Origin of the sequence: Enterobacter sp. DN (assembly GCF_046054285.1) — a bacterium.
Lineage (GTDB): Bacteria > Pseudomonadota > Gammaproteobacteria > Enterobacterales > Enterobacteriaceae > Enterobacter > Enterobacter hormaechei_C.
The window spans coordinates 183,062-198,639 of the sequence record NZ_JBJJTG010000002.1 but is presented as its reverse complement, the minus strand read 5'-3'; the positions used below and the strand labels follow the sequence as shown (position 1 = coordinate 198,639).

The following is a 15,578-nucleotide window of genomic DNA, read 5'->3' as shown; positions in this document are numbered from 1 at the left end:
GCACACTTTATGGTCGAGAGCATTTCGTGCCCCGTGTTATAAAAATGTAGCTAAAAAGGGCGTTGTGCCTGAAAAGATGAACATTCTGCATAGCGCGTTTTACACAACAGGAATATATTGAATCGTTACTCGACAAACGATGCATAAGGTTTTCTATGACACAACAGCCACAAGCTAAATACCGCCACGACTATCGTGCGCCGGAATACCTGATAAGCGATATCGATCTGACTTTCGACCTGGATGCCACAAAAACCGTGGTGACGGCGGTAAGCCAGGTGACGCGCCAGAGCGCGACTGCCGTGCCGCTGCGTCTGGATGGTGAAGACCTGACGCTGGTTTCCCTGCATATTAACGATGAAGCCTGGTCAGACTATAAAGAAGAAGGCAACCAGCTGGTCATCGACAACCTGCCGGAACGCTTTACCCTGCGCATCGTGAATGAAATTAGCCCTGCCGCCAATACCGCGCTGGAAGGACTTTACCAGTCAGGCGTAGCCCTGTGTACCCAGTGTGAAGCCGAAGGTTTCCGCCACATTACCTGGTATCTGGATCGCCCGGACGTCCTGGCGCGCTTTACCACCAAAATTATTGCCGACAAAACGCTGTACCCGTACCTGCTTTCCAACGGCAACCGGATTGGTGAAGGGGAACTGGAGAATGGCCGTCACTGGGTACAGTGGCAGGATCCGTTCCCGAAACCCTGCTATCTGTTTGCGCTGGTGGCGGGAGATTTCGATGTCCTGCGCGACACCTTTAAAACGCGCTCTGGCCGTGAAGTCGCGCTGGAGCTGTTCGTGGACCGTGGCAACCTTGACCGCGCACCGTGGGCAATGACTTCCCTCATCAACTCCATGAAGTGGGATGAAACGCGCTTTGGCCTCGAATATGACCTCGACATCTATATGATCGTTGCGGTCGATTTCTTCAACATGGGCGCGATGGAGAATAAAGGTCTTAACATCTTTAACTCTAAATACGTGCTGGCGCGTACCGATACCGCCACGGATAAAGATTACCTCGATATCGAACGCGTTATCGGCCACGAATATTTCCATAACTGGACCGGGAACCGCGTCACCTGTCGCGACTGGTTCCAGCTGAGCCTGAAAGAGGGCTTAACCGTCTTCCGCGATCAGGAGTTCAGCTCCGATCTGGGATCGCGGGCGGTGAACCGCATCAACAACGTGCGCACCATGCGTGGTCTGCAATTTGCAGAAGATGCCAGCCCAATGGCGCACCCGATCCGCCCGGATAAAGTCATTGAGATGAATAACTTCTACACCCTGACGGTGTATGAAAAAGGCGCTGAAATTATCCGTATGATCCACACCCTGCTGGGCGAAGAGAATTTCCAGAAAGGGATGCAGCTTTACTTTGAGCGTCACGACGGCAGTGCGGCCACCTGCGACGATTTCGTCCAGGCGATGGAGGACGCCTCTAACGTCGATTTGTCTCATTTCCGCCGCTGGTACAGCCAGGCCGGTACGCCGATCGTGACGGTCAAAGACGACTACAACCCGGAAACCGAGCAGTACACGCTGACCATCAGCCAGCGCACGCCGCCAACGGCCGAGCAGGAAGAGAAACATCCGCTGCACATTCCGTTCAGCGTTGAGCTATACGACAACGAAGGCAACGTGATCCCGTTACAGAAGGGCGGCCACCCGGTGCATAACGTGCTGAACGTGACCCAGGCAGAGCAGACCTTTATCTTCGATAACGTCTATTTCCAGCCCGTTCCTGCCCTGCTGTGCGAGTTCTCCGCGCCGGTGAAACTCGAATACAAGTGGAGCGATCAGCAGCTGACGTTCCTGATGCGTCACGCGCGCAACGATTTCTCGCGCTGGGATGCCGCACAAAGTCTGCTGGCGACCTACATCAAGCTGAACGTCAACCGTTACCAGCAGGGCCAGCCGCTGACGCTGCCGGTTCATGTGGCAGACGCGTTCCGTGCCATCCTGCTGGATGAGAACATTGACCCGGCGCTGGCGGCTGAAATTTTAACGCTGCCTTCTGCGACTGAAATCGCCGAGCTGTTTGACATCATCGACCCGATTGCCATCGTCGCCGTGCGTGAAGCGCTGACCCGCACGCTGGCGACCGAACTGGCAGATGAGTTCCTCGCCATTTACAACGCCAACAAGCTGGACGCGTATCGGGTGGAACATGCGGATATCGGTAAACGTTCCCTGCGCAATACCTGCATGCGCTATCTGGCGTTTGGTGAGGCAGAGCTGGCGAACACGCTGGTCAGCAAGCAGTACCACGAAGCCGATAACATGACGGATGCCCTGGCCGCGCTGGCCGCAAGCGTTGCCGCCGAGCTACCGTGTCGCGATGCGCTGATGCAGGAGTACGACGACAAGTGGCATCAGGATGGTCTGGTGATGGACAAGTGGTTCATCCTTCAGGCCACCAGCCCGGCAGCCGATGTACTCAGCAAAGTACGCAGCCTGCTGAAGCACCGTTCGTTCACCATGAGCAACCCGAACCGCGTCCGCTCTCTGATTGGTGCCTTCGCCAGCAGCAACCCGGCCGCGTTCCATGCCGAAGACGGCAGCGGTTATCAGTTCATGGTTGAAATGCTGACCGAGCTTAACAGCCGTAACCCGCAGGTGGCGTCTCGTCTGATTGAGCCGCTGATCCGCCTGAAACGTTACGATGCGCAGCGTCAGGCGAAAATGCGCGCCGCGCTTGAGCAGCTGAAAGGGCTGGAAAATCTGTCTGGCGATCTGTACGAGAAGATTGCTAAGGCGCTGGCCTGATGTAAAAAAGCCCGGTGGCGCTACGCTTACCGGGCCTACGTGGGGTCGCGGGGCATCGGTTTTCTCCCTCTCCCTGTGGGAGAGGGCCGGGGTGAGGGCATCAGGCATTAGCCTTTATCCGCTGAATCTCCGCTTCCCCACGTTTCATCACCCGATCCAGTACTTCGGCTTCCAGCTCCGCCAGTCTGGCCGATCCCACGCGGCGAGGACGTGGAATATCTACCGTCAGATCCAGACCAATTTTGCCCTCTTCTATTAACAGCACCCTGTCTGCCATTGCCACGGCTTCACTGACATCATGCGTCACCAGCAGTACCGTAAAGCCGTGCGTCTGCCAGAGGGTTTCAATCAGATCCTGCATCTCGATCCGCGTCAGGGCATCAAGCGCGCCGAGCGGTTCATCAAGCAGCAACAGGCCGGGACGGTGAATCAGCGCGCGTGCCAGCGCTACGCGCTGCTTTTGTCCACCCGACAGGGCCGCAGGCCACTCTCCCGCGCGATTCTCCAGCCCTACCGCAGCGAGTGCCTGCCGGGCGTCCTCCCGCCAGCTGCCCTTCAGGCCCAGCCCGACGTTATCCATCACCGTTTTCCACGGCAGCAGACGCGCGTCCTGAAACATCATGCGCGTATCATCCTGAATCGTGGCCAGCGGCGTAGTGCCTGCCAGAATGTCACCGCTGTTTGGCGCTTCCAGCCCGGCTAAAAGACGCAGCAGGGTACTCTTGCCGCCACCGCTGCGGCCGACAACGGCCACAAACTGTCCGGCAGGAATATGCAGATCCAGTGCATTCAGAATGGTGTTGTCGCCGTAGCGTTTGGTCACGCCGTTCAGCAGTAACGGTGTTCCCTGGTTCAGTCGTGCAGTATTCATGCTTTCGCCTCCTGAGCGGTGTAGGCCGGGTTCCAGCGCAGCCAGCTACGTTCCAGCCACTGGGCGCTGACGTCCGCAAGTTTGCCGAGCAGGGCATAAAGGATAATGGCAACCACCACCACGTCCGTTTGCAGGAACTCGCGGGCGTTCATCGCCAGATAACCAATGCCGGAGTTAGCCGAAATGGTTTCCGCCACGATCAGGGTTAGCCACATCAGGCCGAGCGCAAAACGCACCCCAACCATAATGGAGGGCAGGGCGCCCGGCAGGATCACATGGGTAAACAGGGCAAAACCTGACAGGCCATAGCTGCGGGCCATCTCCACCAGACCGCGATCGATATTACGGATCCCATGCCAGGTATTGATATAAATCGGGAATAACGTTCCCAGCGCCACGAGGAAAATTTTGGCGCTCTCATCAATGCCAAACCACAGGATAACCAGCGGAATAAGCGCCAGATGCGGCACGTTGCGCAGCATCTGAACGGAGGTATCCAGTAGCCGCTCACCCCAGCGTGACAGGCCGCTGATCAGCCCCAGCGTCAGGCCGATGCTTCCGCCAATCGAAAAGCCAATTACCGCGCGCCAGGAGCTGATGGCAAGATGTTGCCACAGCTCACCGCTGGCGCTTAGCGACCAGAACGCTTCCACAACGCCCTCCGGAGAGGGCAAAATGCGGCTCGACAGCCAGCCAGTTGAAGACGCCAGTTGCCAGACGAGGACAATGCCGACGGGCAGAAACCACGGCGCGGCGCGCAGCAGCCATTTTTGTGCGGTTGCAGACATGGTGGCTCCTTAGCTTTGCGCGACTTTTCTCGGGATAAACGCGTTCGCCACGGCTTCGCCCTGCAACTGAAGCTGACGTGGCTGCGGAATTTCCGGGATAGCGACATCCAGATGCGGGAACAGCAGTTCACCCACCTTGTACGCCTCCTCCAGATGTGGGTAGCCAGACAGGATAAAGCTGTCGATCCCCAGCGCCGCGTATTCATTAATGCGTGCCGCTACGGTTGGACCGTCGCCGACCAGTGCCGTGCCGGCACCGCCGCGCACCAGACCTACCCCGGCCCACAGGTTCGGGCTGATCTCAAGATTTTCACGCTTGCCGTTGTGCAGGGAGGCCATCCGATGCTGGCCCACGGAGTCGGTTTTGGCAAACGCTGCCTGTGCTTTAGCGATAGTGTCGTCGTCCAGATGAGCGAGCAGACGGTCGGCGGCTTGCCAGGCCTCGTCGTTGGTTTCGCGGACGATCACGTGCAGGCGAATGCCGAAGCGTACCGTACGGCCATGTTCTGCGGCTTTAGCGCGTACCTGAGCAATTTTCTCTTTCACCAGCTCCGGTGGCTCGCCCCAGGTCAGATAGAGATCGACCTGCTCAGCCGCCAGCTCCTGCGCCACGTCCGACGATCCGCCGAAATAGAGAGGAGGGCGCGGCTGCTGTACCGGCGGGAAGTAGAGTTGCGCATTGCGAACGTGGATATGTTTCCCTTCGAAGGTGACGGTTTCCCCTTCCAGCAGACGTCGCCAGACGCGGGTGAACTCTGCGGAGGCTTCATAGCGCTCGGTATGATCGAGAAAGACGCCATCGCCCGCCAGCTCCTGCGGATCGCTGCCCGTCACCAGGTTGAACAGTGCACGGCCGTTGGAAAGCCTGTCCAGCGTTGCCGCCTGACGCGCCGCGACGGTGGGCGACACCACGCTCGGGCGCAAGGCTACCAGGAATTTCAGACGCTGGGTGACGGGGATCATTGACGCGGCAACCAGCCACGCATCCTCACACGAGCGGCCCGTCGGGATCAGTACCCCGGTAAAACCGATGCGGTCTGCCGCCTGGGCGATCTGCTGTAGATAGCCGTGATCGACCGGGCGGGCGCCTTCTTCTGTGCCAAGATAGTGTCCATCACCGTGGGTGGGTAAAAACCAGAAAAGATTCAGACTCATGATTTTTTTCCTTCAATGCCAGCGGGTTGCCAGATGCGTTCGCGAATATTCACCTGCTTTGGAACCAGGCGGTTTTGATAAAAGAGGTCTGCCGTTTGCTGCTGGAGAGCGGCAACGTGGGCGTCAATCGGTGCTATGGTGGTGGGAGGACGGTGGTCAAGATAGGTGGCGATCACCGGTTCAGGCAGGCCCATGGTTTTTGCCAGCAGCGTGATGCTCTGCTGACGCTGGCTTTGGGTCAGCGCATCGGCCTGAGAGAAGGTATCCAGCACCTGCTGAATAAATGCGCCATTTTTCTCAGCGTAAGGACGTGCCGCCAGGTAGAACGAACCGGTCTGCTTCAGGGTGGTGCCGTCTTTCAGCACCCGCACACCGCCCTGCAACAGTGCGGCGGAGTAGTACGGATCCCAGATAGCCCAGGCATCAACATTTTTTTGCTGAAACGCCGCGCGCGCATCGGCAGGCGTCAGGTAAACGGGCTGGATATCGGTGAATTTTAGGCCGGCCTCCTGCAACGCGCGCAGCAGCAGGTTGTGCGAGCTTGAACCTTTCTGGAAAGCAACCTTATGGCCTTTGAGGCCGGCGACGCTTTTGATCTCGCTGTTTTCGGGCACCAAAATAACCTCTGCCTTCGGCTTGGCGGGCTCAACGCCAACGTAAACCAGATCCGCCCCGGCAGCCTGCGCAAAGATCGGCGGGATATCGCCGGTGCTGCCTAAATCAATACTCCCGACGTTCAGCGCCTCCAGCATCTGTGGTCCGGCAGGGAACTCGACCCATGAGAATTTGGTCTCCGGGAAACGCTTCTCAAGCAACGCATGGCTTTTCGCCAACACCATGCTGACGCTGCCTTTCTGATAACCGATACGCAGGCTCTCCGGCGCTTTCTCCGCCGCCTGAGCCAGCGACGCCACTGCCAGCAGACCTGCCAGCCCGATACGGGTAACTGTTTTAAACATGCGCCACTCCTTGTGATTGATGAAATGCTGCCGCGTGGCGATCCCGACGGTTCAGGGCGTGCCAGAAGGTTTCGAGTGCACTGTCGAGGCGGGTTTGCAGATTCGGCGTGAAATGGGGTTTATGCTGGTAGTCGATTACCTGTGAGTCGTCAGCGAAGACGCCATGCAGGATCTCCTGCGCTTTCAGCGCGTTCAGAACCGGCTTGAGGGCATAATCCACCGCCAGTAAATGAGCTACCGTACCGCCTGTGGCCAGCGGCAGGACGACCTTACCGTCCAGCGCGCGTTCGGGCAGCAGATCGAGCAGCGTTTTCAGTGCGCCGGAAAAAGAGGCTTTATAAATCGGTGTCGCGACGACCAGCCCGTCAGCACTCTTAAGTTGTTCGATCAGGGTTTTCAGCGCCGGGCTGTCGAAACGGGCGTAGAGCAGATCTTCAGGCGCGAAATTGTGCAAATTCCAGTGACACACTTCGACATCCAGAGCATTAAGCTTTTCGCGAGCGTATTCCAGCAGTGCGCTGGAGCGAGAGGGGAAGCGGGGGCTTCCGGCCAGGGTAATGACGCGCATGGTTGCTCCTTATAACTAATTGTTTGCTTTTATCTAACATTCATAACAATTTTCAGGAGTGTGACATTGCGTGGTTATTCCACTAAATGATTTATCCTCAGGATGAATGCAGAAAAATGCATAAGAAGCGAACCGATAAGTAAACGATTGCGTTTTACGTGGCTTTTTTTGCCACAGGTCAATTCCCTTTCCGGGCGGAATCGCACATAATCCCCTCCCGGTTTGCACACCGGGAATCCAGGAGAGTTCATGTACTACCCCTTCGTTCGTAAAGCCCTTTTCCAGCTCGATCCTGAGCGCGCTCATGAATTTACATTTCAGCAGTTACGCCGTATTACAGGAACGCCTCTGGCCGCGCTGGTGCGTCAAAACGTGCCGGAAAAACCAGTTCAGTGCATGGGCCTGACTTTCAAAAATCCACTGGGCCTGGCGGCCGGTCTGGACAAAAATGGCGAATGCATTGATGCACTCGGTGCGATGGGCTTTGGCTCGATCGAAATCGGGACGGTGACGCCGCGTCCGCAGCCGGGAAATGACAAGCCACGTCTGTTTCGCCTGGTTGAAGCCGAGGGGCTGATCAACCGCATGGGCTTTAATAACCTTGGCGTCGATCATCTGGTTGAGAACGTTAAGAAAGCCCATTTTGATGGCGTGCTGGGTATTAATATTGGCAAAAATAAAGACACGCCGGTCGAGCAGGGTAAAGATGACTATCTGATTTGTATGGAAAAAGTCTATGCCTATGCCGGTTATATTGCGGTGAATATATCTTCGCCTAACACCCCAGGGCTGCGTTCATTACAATATGGCGAAGCGCTCGACGATCTTCTTAGCGCCATTAAAAATAAACAAACGGCGCTACAGGCGATCCACCATAAATATGTTCCGGTCGCGGTTAAGATCGCCCCGGATCTTTCGGCAGAAGAATTGATCCAGGTTGCCGACAGTTTAGTTCGCCATAATATTGATGGTGTGATTGCAACCAATACAACACTCGATCGCTCTCTCGTTCAGGGAATGAAAAACTGTGACGAAGCGGGTGGATTAAGTGGCCGTCCGGTACAATTAAAAAGCACCGAAATTATTCGCGCACTCTCCGCAGAATTAAAAGGTCAGCTGCCGATTATTGGCGTGGGTGGCATTGACTCTGTCATCGCTGCACGTGAGAAGATGGCGGCAGGTGCATCGCTGGTGCAAATTTATTCCGGCTTTATTTTTAAAGGGCCGCCGCTGATTAAAGAAATCGTCACGCATATCTAATCTTTTCTCTTAATCAGACAACCAGGGCTTTATTTCCAGCCCTGGTTGTTTTATATTCCGTCATTGTTGCTTATTTAAACATTATAGTCTTTTATTACTAGTGTTATAAGCGAAGCGGCAAACAGGACATTTTTAGTACAGGACGTTTAGGGGACGGGAGAGAAACATGCGAATTAAACCTGACGATAACTGGCGCTGGTATTTTTGTGACGAGCATGACCGTATGATGCTCGACTTAGCCAATGGCATGTTGTTTCGCTCTCGTTTTGCGCGCCGAATGTTAACGCCAGACGCGTTTGCTCCCTCAGGCTTTTGCGTTGACGACGCTGCACTCTATTTCTCTTTTGAAGAAAAATGCCGCGAGTTCGATCTCTCCAAAGAACAGCGCGCTGAACTGGTACTAAATGCGCTGGTGGCGATCCGTTTCCTGAAACCGCAAATGCCGAAAAGCTGGCATTTTCTCGCCCACGGCATGTGCTGGACCCCGGCTATCGGCGATGCGGCGAGCGTCAATCTGAGCGATACCGAAGAAGAGGTGAATTTGCTGGTGGTTGAACCCGGTGAAAACGCTGCGCTCTGTTTGCTGGCCCAACCCGGCGTGACCATTGCCGGGCGAGTTATGCAGTTAGGTGATGCCATCAAAGTGATGAATGACAGGCTGAAGCCACAGCTGCGCGTTGATTCCTTCAGCCTTGAACAGGCAGTTTAAGCTTCCAGCTGTACGGATGTTTTCGGGACACAGCTACAGCACAGGATCGTGCCGTCACTGCCAATCGCAGATTTCTTCAGGGCACTTACTTCACCATCGACCAGTTTAATGCGACAGCATCCGCAAATCCCCGCGCGACAGGAATACGGTACGCGGATACCTGCCTGTTCCAGCTGTTCCAGTAGCACCTGCTGATTGTTACCACGGATAACTTTGCCTTCCCAGTGAATATCCACCGCGGAAGCGACGTTGGTGACAACGTCAACCATCTCTTCTTCCTGACCTGCGCCGTACACCCTGGCAGGCCCGCGGGTGAGAATTTCGACCTCGTCGCCCACGCGGATCACGCCGCTGGAGCGGGGGATCAGGTTCTGGCCGAAGTCGACATCGCCGTTATCCTGCGCGGTACGAAATGACTGCAAGGTTTTCAGCGGTTCGCCGGAAGGGTGTTTCTGGCCTTTCTCCGGGCTGACGGTGGTAAAAATACAGCGGCTGCACGGCTTCACGACATCAAAAATAACGCTGCCGATGCGGATCACTTTCCAGGTATCTTCATCCCAGGCATTCGCTCCGGTCACCACCAGATTCGGGCGAAATTGCTCCATCTGCACGCTGGCTTTGCAACGGTTTTGTAAATCACGCAGCGAGGCCTCGCTGGTCAGCAGGAAGGGAAAACCATCCGCGAAGGAGAGAGGAACCGCATCGTGGCGCTTCACGCGACGGGTCAGCGCAGGCCCAACCCAGCGCAGCTGAACGTCACGGAAGAAAAAGCCGCTCAGCCACTGGTTAATGTTATCCGGCGCGATACGCGCGGTAAAATGATTGCCCCACACTTCCGTTGGCGCATCAAGCGGCGCAAAATCAGCAAAGCGGATCACGACGCTTGAACCGTCCGGCGCAGTCAAATGCAGCCCGTCATGAAGCGGGGAAGGGGTAAAGCGAACCATCTGCGGGAACTGACGTGCGGTGATAAACGTACCGTCAGGCTCGGTGACCATAAAAATACGATCGAAGGCGAATCCGCTCATATCGGCCAGCGCGTGAGAGACGCCGATGCCGCGCATGGATTTCACCGGATGAATAAAAAGCCTGGATAACGTCGCCACTGCACACTCCCGCTAAAGAAAATAAGCCTTCAACTTTATGACATACACGCCATATTAGCTATAATGCGCGACAATTTTCTATGAGTAAAAGTGACGATATGAATTCTCTGTTTGCCAGTACGGCCCGTGGGCTGGAAGAGCTGTTAAAAACTGAACTGGAAGCCCTGGGCGCGAAAGAGTGCCGGGTGGTTCAGGGTGGTGTCCATTTTGAGGGCGACACGCGGCTTATTTACCAGAGCCTGATGTGGAGCCGTCTGGCGTCGCGCATCATGCTGCCGATGAAAGAGTGCAAGGTCTACAGCGATCTTGATCTCTACACCGGCGTACAGATGATCGACTGGACAGAGATCTTCACCCCGGACGCCACCTTTGCGGTGCATTTCAACGGCGTCAACGATGAGATCCGCAACAGCCAGTACGGTGCCCTGCGTGTTAAGGATGCCATTGTGGACTGCTTCACGCGTCGCAATAAAGAACGTCCGAACGTTGACCGTGAAAACCCGGATCTGCGTATCAACGTCTGGCTGAACGGCGATACGGCCAGTATTTCCCTGGATCTGAGTGGCGCAGGCCTGCATCTGCGCGGCTATCGCGATCGCACCGGGATGGCGCCGATCAAAGAAACGCTGGCTGCCGCTATCGTGATGCGCTCCGGATGGCAGCCAGGTACGCCGCTGCTCGATCCGATGTGCGGTTCCGGTACGCTGCTGATTGAAGCCGCGATGCTGGCCACCGACCGTGCGCCAGGGCTGCACCGCGGCCACTGGGGCTTCAAAGGCTGGGCGCAGCACGATGAAGCCATCTGGAAAGAGGTCAAAGACGATGCGCAGACCCGCGCCCGTAAAGGGCTGGCGGAGTACACCTCTCACTTTTACGGTTCGGACAGCGACGCACGGGTGATTGAACGCGCGCGCAGCAACGCCCGTCGTGCCGGTATCGGCGAGCTGGTGACCTTCGAGGCGAAGGACGTGGCGAATCTGACCAATCCGCTGCCAAAAGGCCCGTACGGTACGGTGATCAGCAACCCGCCGTATGGTGAGCGTCTGGACAGCGAGCCGGCGCTGATTGCACTGCACAGCCTGCTGGGCCGCAACATGAAAGCGCATTTCGGCGGCTGGAACCTCTCCCTGTTTAGCGCCTCGCCGGAGCTGCTGAGCTGCCTGCAATTGCGTGCCGATCGCCAGTTCAAAGCGAAAAACGGCCCGCTGGACTGCGTGCAGAAAAACTACCATCTGGCAGAGGTAGCGGCGGATAGCAAACCGTCAGGCGTGGCGGAAGATTACGCCAACCGCCTGCGCAAAAACCTGAAGAAATTTGAGAAGTGGGCGAAGCAAGAAGGCATCGAATGTTATCGCCTGTACGACGCTGACCTGCCCGAGTACAACGTGGCGGTTGACCGCTATGCGGACTGGGTGGTGGTTCAGGAATACGCCCCGCCGAAAACTATCGATGCGCAAAAAGCGCGTCAGCGTATGCTGGATGTGATTGCGGCCACCATCGCCGTACTCGGCATTTCGCCAAACAAGCTGGTGCTGAAAACACGTGAGCGTCAGAAAGGCAAAAACCAGTATCAGAAGATGGGCGAGAAGGGTGACTTCATCGAAGTGGGCGAATATAACGCGCGGCTGTGGGTTAACCTGACCGACTACCTTGATACCGGCCTGTTCCTCGATCACCGTATCGCCCGCCGCATGCTGGGCCAGATGAGCAAGGGCAAAGACTTCCTGAACCTGTTCTCCTATACCGGCAGCGCCAGCGTTCATGCGGGGCTTGGCGGCGCGCGTAGCACCACAACGGTAGATATGTCCCGGACTTATCTGGAGTGGGCAGAGCGCAACCTGCGTCTTAACGGCTTAACCGGCCGTCAGCATCGCCTGTTACAGGCCGACGTGCTGGGCTGGCTGCGCGATACCGACGAGCAGTTTGACCTGATCTTTATCGATCCGCCGACCTTCTCTAACTCCAAGCGTATGGAGGATAGCTTTGATGTTCAACGCGATCACCTGCGCCTGATGACCGACCTGAAGCGTCTGCTGCGTAAAGGCGGCACCATTATGTTCTCAAATAACAAGCGCGGATTCCGCATGGATCACGACGGCCTGGCCGAACTGGGACTGAAAGCACAAGAAATCAGCCAAAAAACGCTGTCTCAGGACTTTGCCCGTAACCGTCAAATCCACAACTGCTGGCTGATCTCCGCGGTCTGAAAGGAAAAATAAATGTCTTTAATTAGTATGCACGGCGCGTGGCTCTCTTTCAGCGACTCACCGCTTCTCGATAATGCAGAGCTGCATATCGAAGATAACGAGCGCGTCTGTCTGGTGGGCCGTAACGGCGCAGGTAAATCGACGCTGATGAAAATCCTCAACCGTGAGCAGGGGCTGGATGACGGCCGTATTGTTTACGAGCAGGATCTGATCGTCTCTCGTCTGCAACAGGATCCGCCGCGTAACGTCACCGGCAGCGTGTACGATTTTGTGGCCGAAGGGATTTCAGAGCAGGCGGAATACCTCAAGCGTTACCACGAGATTTCGCATCTGGTGATGACGGACCCGAGCGACAAGAATCTCAACGAGCTGGCAAAAGTGCAGGAGATGCTCGATCACCACGGCCTGTGGCAGCTGGAAAACCGCATTAACGAAGTGCTAGCCCAGCTTGGCCTGGAAGCGGATATGGAGCTGTCGGCGCTCTCCGGCGGCTGGCTGCGTAAAGCGGCGCTGGGTCGTGCCCTGGTGAGCGGGCCTAAGGTGCTGCTGCTGGACGAACCGACGAACCACCTGGATATCGAAGCGATTGACTGGCTGGAAGGGTTCCTGAAAACCTTTAACGGTACCATTATCTTCATCTCCCACGACCGTTCGTTCATCCGCAACATGGCCACGCGCATTGTCGATCTTGATCGCGGCAAGCTGGTGACCTATCCGGGCGATTACGATACCTATCTGCTGGAGAAAGAAGAAAACCTGCGCGTGGAAGAGCTGCAAAACGCCGAGTTCGACCGCAAGCTGGCCCAGGAAGAAGTATGGATCCGTCAGGGCATTAAAGCGCGTCGTACCCGTAACGAAGGGCGCGTTCGCGCCCTGAAGGCGATGCGCCGCGAACGTAGCGAACGCCGCGAAGTCATGGGTAGCGCCAAAATGCAGGTGGAAGAGGCGTCCCGCTCGGGCAAGATTGTCTTCGAAATGGAGAACGTGAATTATTCGGTTGACGGCAAAGTGCTGGTGAACGATTTCTCCGCTCAGGTTCAGCGCGGCGACAAAATTGCGCTGATCGGCCCGAACGGGTGCGGTAAAACCACGCTGCTGAAACTGATGCTCGGTCAGCTCCAGGCTGACAGCGGTCGTATCCACTGCGGTACCAAACTGGAAGTGGCGTACTTCGACCAGCACCGCGCCGAGCTGGATCCAGACCGTACGGTGATGGATAACCTCGCCGAGGGTAAACAGGAGGTCATGGTTAATGGCAAGCCGCGTCACGTGCTGGGCTACCTTCAGGACTTCCTGTTCCACCCGAAACGCGCTATGACGCCGGTGCGCGCGCTGTCCGGGGGAGAACGTAACCGTCTTTTGCTGGCGCGTCTGTTCCTGAAACCCAGTAACTTATTGATTCTCGATGAACCGACTAACGATCTGGATGTCGAAACGCTGGAACTGCTGGAAGAGTTGATTGATGGTTATCAGGGAACCGTAATGCTGGTCAGCCACGATCGTCAGTTTGTCGATAACACCGTGACCGAGTGCTGGATCTTCGAAGGCAAAGGGCGCATCGGGCAATATGTGGGCGGCTATCATGACGCGCGTGGACAGCAATCGCAGTCGCTGGCGCAAAAACAGGCGAAGACCAAAAATGTCGCTGAACCTGTTGTTGCAAAGGCAGAAACTGTCAAAAAGTCTCCTGCTAAAATGAGTTATAACTTGCAGCGCGAGCTGGAAGGGCTGCCGCAGCGTCTGGAAGAGCTGGAAGCTGCACTGGAAGCACTGCAAATCCAGGTCGCTGATGCGTCATTCTTTACGCAGCCTCACGACTATACTCAGAAAGTATTGGCTGAACTCTCCCAGGCTGAACAGGCGCTGGAAGAGGCATTTGAGCGCTGGGAGTACCTTGAGTCTCTGAAAAACGGCGCATAAACAGGGATAATCTATGTGTGACCAGCACCATGCCGATCGGCATATATTATGCTCGCAATGCGATATGCTCGTGGCGTTGCCAGAGCTTGGTCACGGACATAAGGCTGCCTGCCCGCGCTGCGGCGCTACGCTGACGACCGAGTGGGACGCGCCAAGGCAGCGTCCTACGGCTTATGCGCTGGCAGCCTTATTCATGTTACTGCTCTCCAATCTCTTCCCTTTCATCTATATGAAAGTGGGCGGGATGACCAGCCAGGTGGATTTACTGGAAATACCAGGCGTGATGTTCTCGGAAGATTACGCCAGCCTTGGCACCTTCTTTCTTCTTTTCGTGCAGATCGTCCCGGCTTTTTGCCTGGTCGTCATTCTGCTGCTGGTCAACCGCGTCAGGATGCCCACTGTCCTTAAAATCAAACTCGCGCGGATCCTGTTCCAGTTGAAAAGCTGGGGGATGGCGGAAATTTTTCTCGCGGGTATCCTGGTCAGCTTCGTGAAGCTGATGGCCTACGGCGATGTGGGGATTGGCAGCAGCTTTATTCCGTGGTGTCTGTACTGCGTGCTACAACTGCGCGCGTTCCAGTGCGTGGACCGACGCTGGGCCTGGGACGATATTGCCCCGGCGCCTACGCTCTCGCAGACGGTAAAGGTGGGCGTACCGGGTATCCGTCAGGGGCTTCGCTCCTGCTCGTGCTGCACCGCCGTGCTGCCCGCGGATGTCGAGGTGTGCCCGCGCTGTGAAACAAAAGGTCACGTCCGGCGTAAAAATAGCCTGCAATGGACCATGGCGCTGCTGGTGACCTCTGTCATGCTCTATCTGCCCGCCAATATCTTGCCGATCATGATCACCGATCTGCTCGGCGACAGAATGCCCTCGACCATACTGGCCGGGGTGATTTTGCTGTGGAGCGAGGGGTCTTACCCTGTAGCAGGCGTCATATTCCTCGCCAGTATTATGGTTCCGACCTTAAAGATGATTGCCATTGCCTGGCTTTGCTGGGATGCAAAAGGGCACGGTAAGCGAGACAGCGAGCGTATGCATCTGATTTATGAGGTCGTGGAATTTGTTGGCCGCTGGTCGATGATTGACGTGTTCGTGATTGCGGTTCTCTCAGCGCTGGTGCGTATGGGGGGGCTGATGAGTATTTATCCCGCTATGGGGGCGCTGATGTTTGCGTTGGTCGTCATTATGACCATGTTTGCGGCCATGACCTTCGACCCTCGTTTATCGTGGGATCGTGAGCCCGATTCAAGCCATGAGGAAGAGTAA

12 protein-coding genes are annotated in these 15,578 nt (G+C 56.2%); 6 read left to right on the top strand and 6 right to left on the bottom strand.

What is annotated here, in order from left to right; translation table 11 throughout:
* Positions 1-155 precede the first annotated feature (155 nt).
* Positions 156-2,768 (top strand): aminopeptidase N, encoded by a 2,613-nt coding sequence (pepN, locus tag ACJTMZ_RS05635; RefSeq protein WP_252010836.1) that lies wholly within the window; start codon positions 156-158, stop codon positions 2,766-2,768.
* A 100-nt stretch (positions 2,769-2,868) separates the two neighbouring features.
* Here the strand turns inward: pepN and ssuB are convergent, their stop codons facing one another.
* From ssuB to ssuE, 5 genes are read right to left on the bottom strand one after another with little or no spacing between them, the layout of a single operon-like run.
* Positions 2,869-3,639, bottom strand: coding sequence for an aliphatic sulfonates ABC transporter ATP-binding protein (ssuB, locus tag ACJTMZ_RS05630; protein WP_015570909.1), 771 nt, complete (start codon positions 3,637-3,639; stop codon positions 2,869-2,871).
* Positions 3,636-4,427: an aliphatic sulfonate ABC transporter permease SsuC gene (gene ssuC, locus ACJTMZ_RS05625; protein WP_003858185.1), complete on the bottom strand. Its 792-nt coding sequence runs from the start codon at positions 4,425-4,427 to the stop codon at positions 3,636-3,638. The genes ssuB and ssuC overlap by 4 nt, the downstream gene beginning before the upstream one ends.
* A gap of 9 nt (positions 4,428-4,436) precedes the next feature.
* Positions 4,437-5,582, bottom strand: a complete 1,146-nt coding sequence (gene ssuD / locus ACJTMZ_RS05620; protein WP_045333942.1) for an FMNH2-dependent alkanesulfonate monooxygenase — start codon at positions 5,580-5,582, stop codon at positions 4,437-4,439.
* On the bottom strand, positions 5,579-6,541 hold the full coding sequence (locus ACJTMZ_RS05615; protein ID WP_049012682.1) for a sulfonate ABC transporter substrate-binding protein: 963 nt from the start codon (positions 6,539-6,541) through the stop codon (positions 5,579-5,581). The genes ssuD and ACJTMZ_RS05615 overlap by 4 nt, the downstream gene beginning before the upstream one ends.
* On the bottom strand, positions 6,534-7,109 hold the full coding sequence (gene ssuE, locus ACJTMZ_RS05610) for an NADPH-dependent FMN reductase (RefSeq protein WP_003858180.1): 576 nt from the start codon (positions 7,107-7,109) through the stop codon (positions 6,534-6,536). Before ssuE ends, ACJTMZ_RS05615 begins: the two co-directional genes overlap by 8 nt.
* A 249-nt stretch (positions 7,110-7,358) precedes the next feature.
* Between ssuE and pyrD the strand changes: the two genes are divergently transcribed.
* Both pyrD and zapC read left to right on the top strand, forming a co-directional pair.
* Entirely contained in the window at positions 7,359-8,369 is a 1,011-nt protein-coding gene (gene pyrD, locus ACJTMZ_RS05605; protein WP_015570907.1) for a quinone-dependent dihydroorotate dehydrogenase, read from the top strand.
* A 166-nt stretch (positions 8,370-8,535) separates the two neighbouring features.
* Positions 8,536-9,078: a cell division protein ZapC gene (zapC, locus tag ACJTMZ_RS05600; protein ID WP_015570906.1), complete on the top strand. Its 543-nt coding sequence runs from the start codon at positions 8,536-8,538 to the stop codon at positions 9,076-9,078.
* Here the strand turns inward: zapC and ACJTMZ_RS05595 are convergent.
* A complete protein-coding gene (locus tag ACJTMZ_RS05595) occupies positions 9,075-10,184 on the bottom strand; it encodes a YcbX family protein (protein WP_150325830.1) in 1,110 nt (369 codons plus the stop codon). The genes zapC and ACJTMZ_RS05595 overlap by 4 nt on opposite strands.
* Positions 10,185-10,282: 98 nt before the next feature.
* Between ACJTMZ_RS05595 and rlmKL the strand changes: the two genes are divergently transcribed.
* From rlmKL to pqiA, 3 genes are read left to right on the top strand one after another with little or no spacing between them, the layout of a single operon-like run.
* Positions 10,283-12,391 (top strand): bifunctional 23S rRNA (guanine(2069)-N(7))-methyltransferase RlmK/23S rRNA (guanine(2445)-N(2))-methyltransferase RlmL, encoded by a 2,109-nt coding sequence (gene rlmKL / locus ACJTMZ_RS05590; protein ID WP_032655570.1) that lies wholly within the window; start codon positions 10,283-10,285, stop codon positions 12,389-12,391.
* A gap of 12 nt (positions 12,392-12,403) precedes the next feature.
* Complete coding sequence (locus tag ACJTMZ_RS05585) at positions 12,404-14,311, top strand: ABC transporter ATP-binding protein (protein WP_023296269.1); 1,908 nt, start codon at positions 12,404-12,406, stop codon at positions 14,309-14,311.
* A 13-nt stretch (positions 14,312-14,324) separates the two neighbouring features.
* Positions 14,325-15,578: a membrane integrity-associated transporter subunit PqiA gene (pqiA, locus tag ACJTMZ_RS05580; RefSeq protein WP_017693685.1), complete on the top strand. Its 1,254-nt coding sequence runs from the start codon at positions 14,325-14,327 to the stop codon at positions 15,576-15,578.

Bases quoted from the DNA above. Each gene is read 5' to 3' on its own strand.
- ssuD (WP_045333942.1), bottom strand. From the start codon at position 5,582: ATGAGTCTGAATCTTTTCTGGTTTTTACCCACCCACGGTGATGGACAC.
- ACJTMZ_RS05615 (WP_049012682.1), bottom strand. From the start codon at position 6,541: ATGTTTAAAACAGTTACCCGTATCGGGCTGGCAGGTCTGCTGGCAGTG.
- pepN (WP_252010836.1), top strand. From the start codon at position 156: ATGACACAACAGCCACAAGCTAAATACCGCCACGACTATCGTGCGCCG.
- rlmKL (WP_032655570.1), top strand. From the start codon at position 10,283: ATGAATTCTCTGTTTGCCAGTACGGCCCGTGGGCTGGAAGAGCTGTTA.
- pqiA (WP_017693685.1), top strand. From the start codon at position 14,325: ATGTGTGACCAGCACCATGCCGATCGGCATATATTATGCTCGCAATGC.
- ssuC (WP_003858185.1), bottom strand. From the start codon at position 4,427: ATGTCTGCAACCGCACAAAAATGGCTGCTGCGCGCCGCGCCGTGGTTT.
- ACJTMZ_RS05585 (WP_023296269.1), top strand. From the start codon at position 12,404: ATGTCTTTAATTAGTATGCACGGCGCGTGGCTCTCTTTCAGCGACTCA.
- ssuE (WP_003858180.1), bottom strand. From the start codon at position 7,109: ATGCGCGTCATTACCCTGGCCGGAAGCCCCCGCTTCCCCTCTCGCTCC.
- pyrD (WP_015570907.1), top strand. From the start codon at position 7,359: ATGTACTACCCCTTCGTTCGTAAAGCCCTTTTCCAGCTCGATCCTGAG.
- ssuB (WP_015570909.1), bottom strand. From the start codon at position 3,639: ATGAATACTGCACGACTGAACCAGGGAACACCGTTACTGCTGAACGGC.
- zapC (WP_015570906.1), top strand. From the start codon at position 8,536: ATGCGAATTAAACCTGACGATAACTGGCGCTGGTATTTTTGTGACGAG.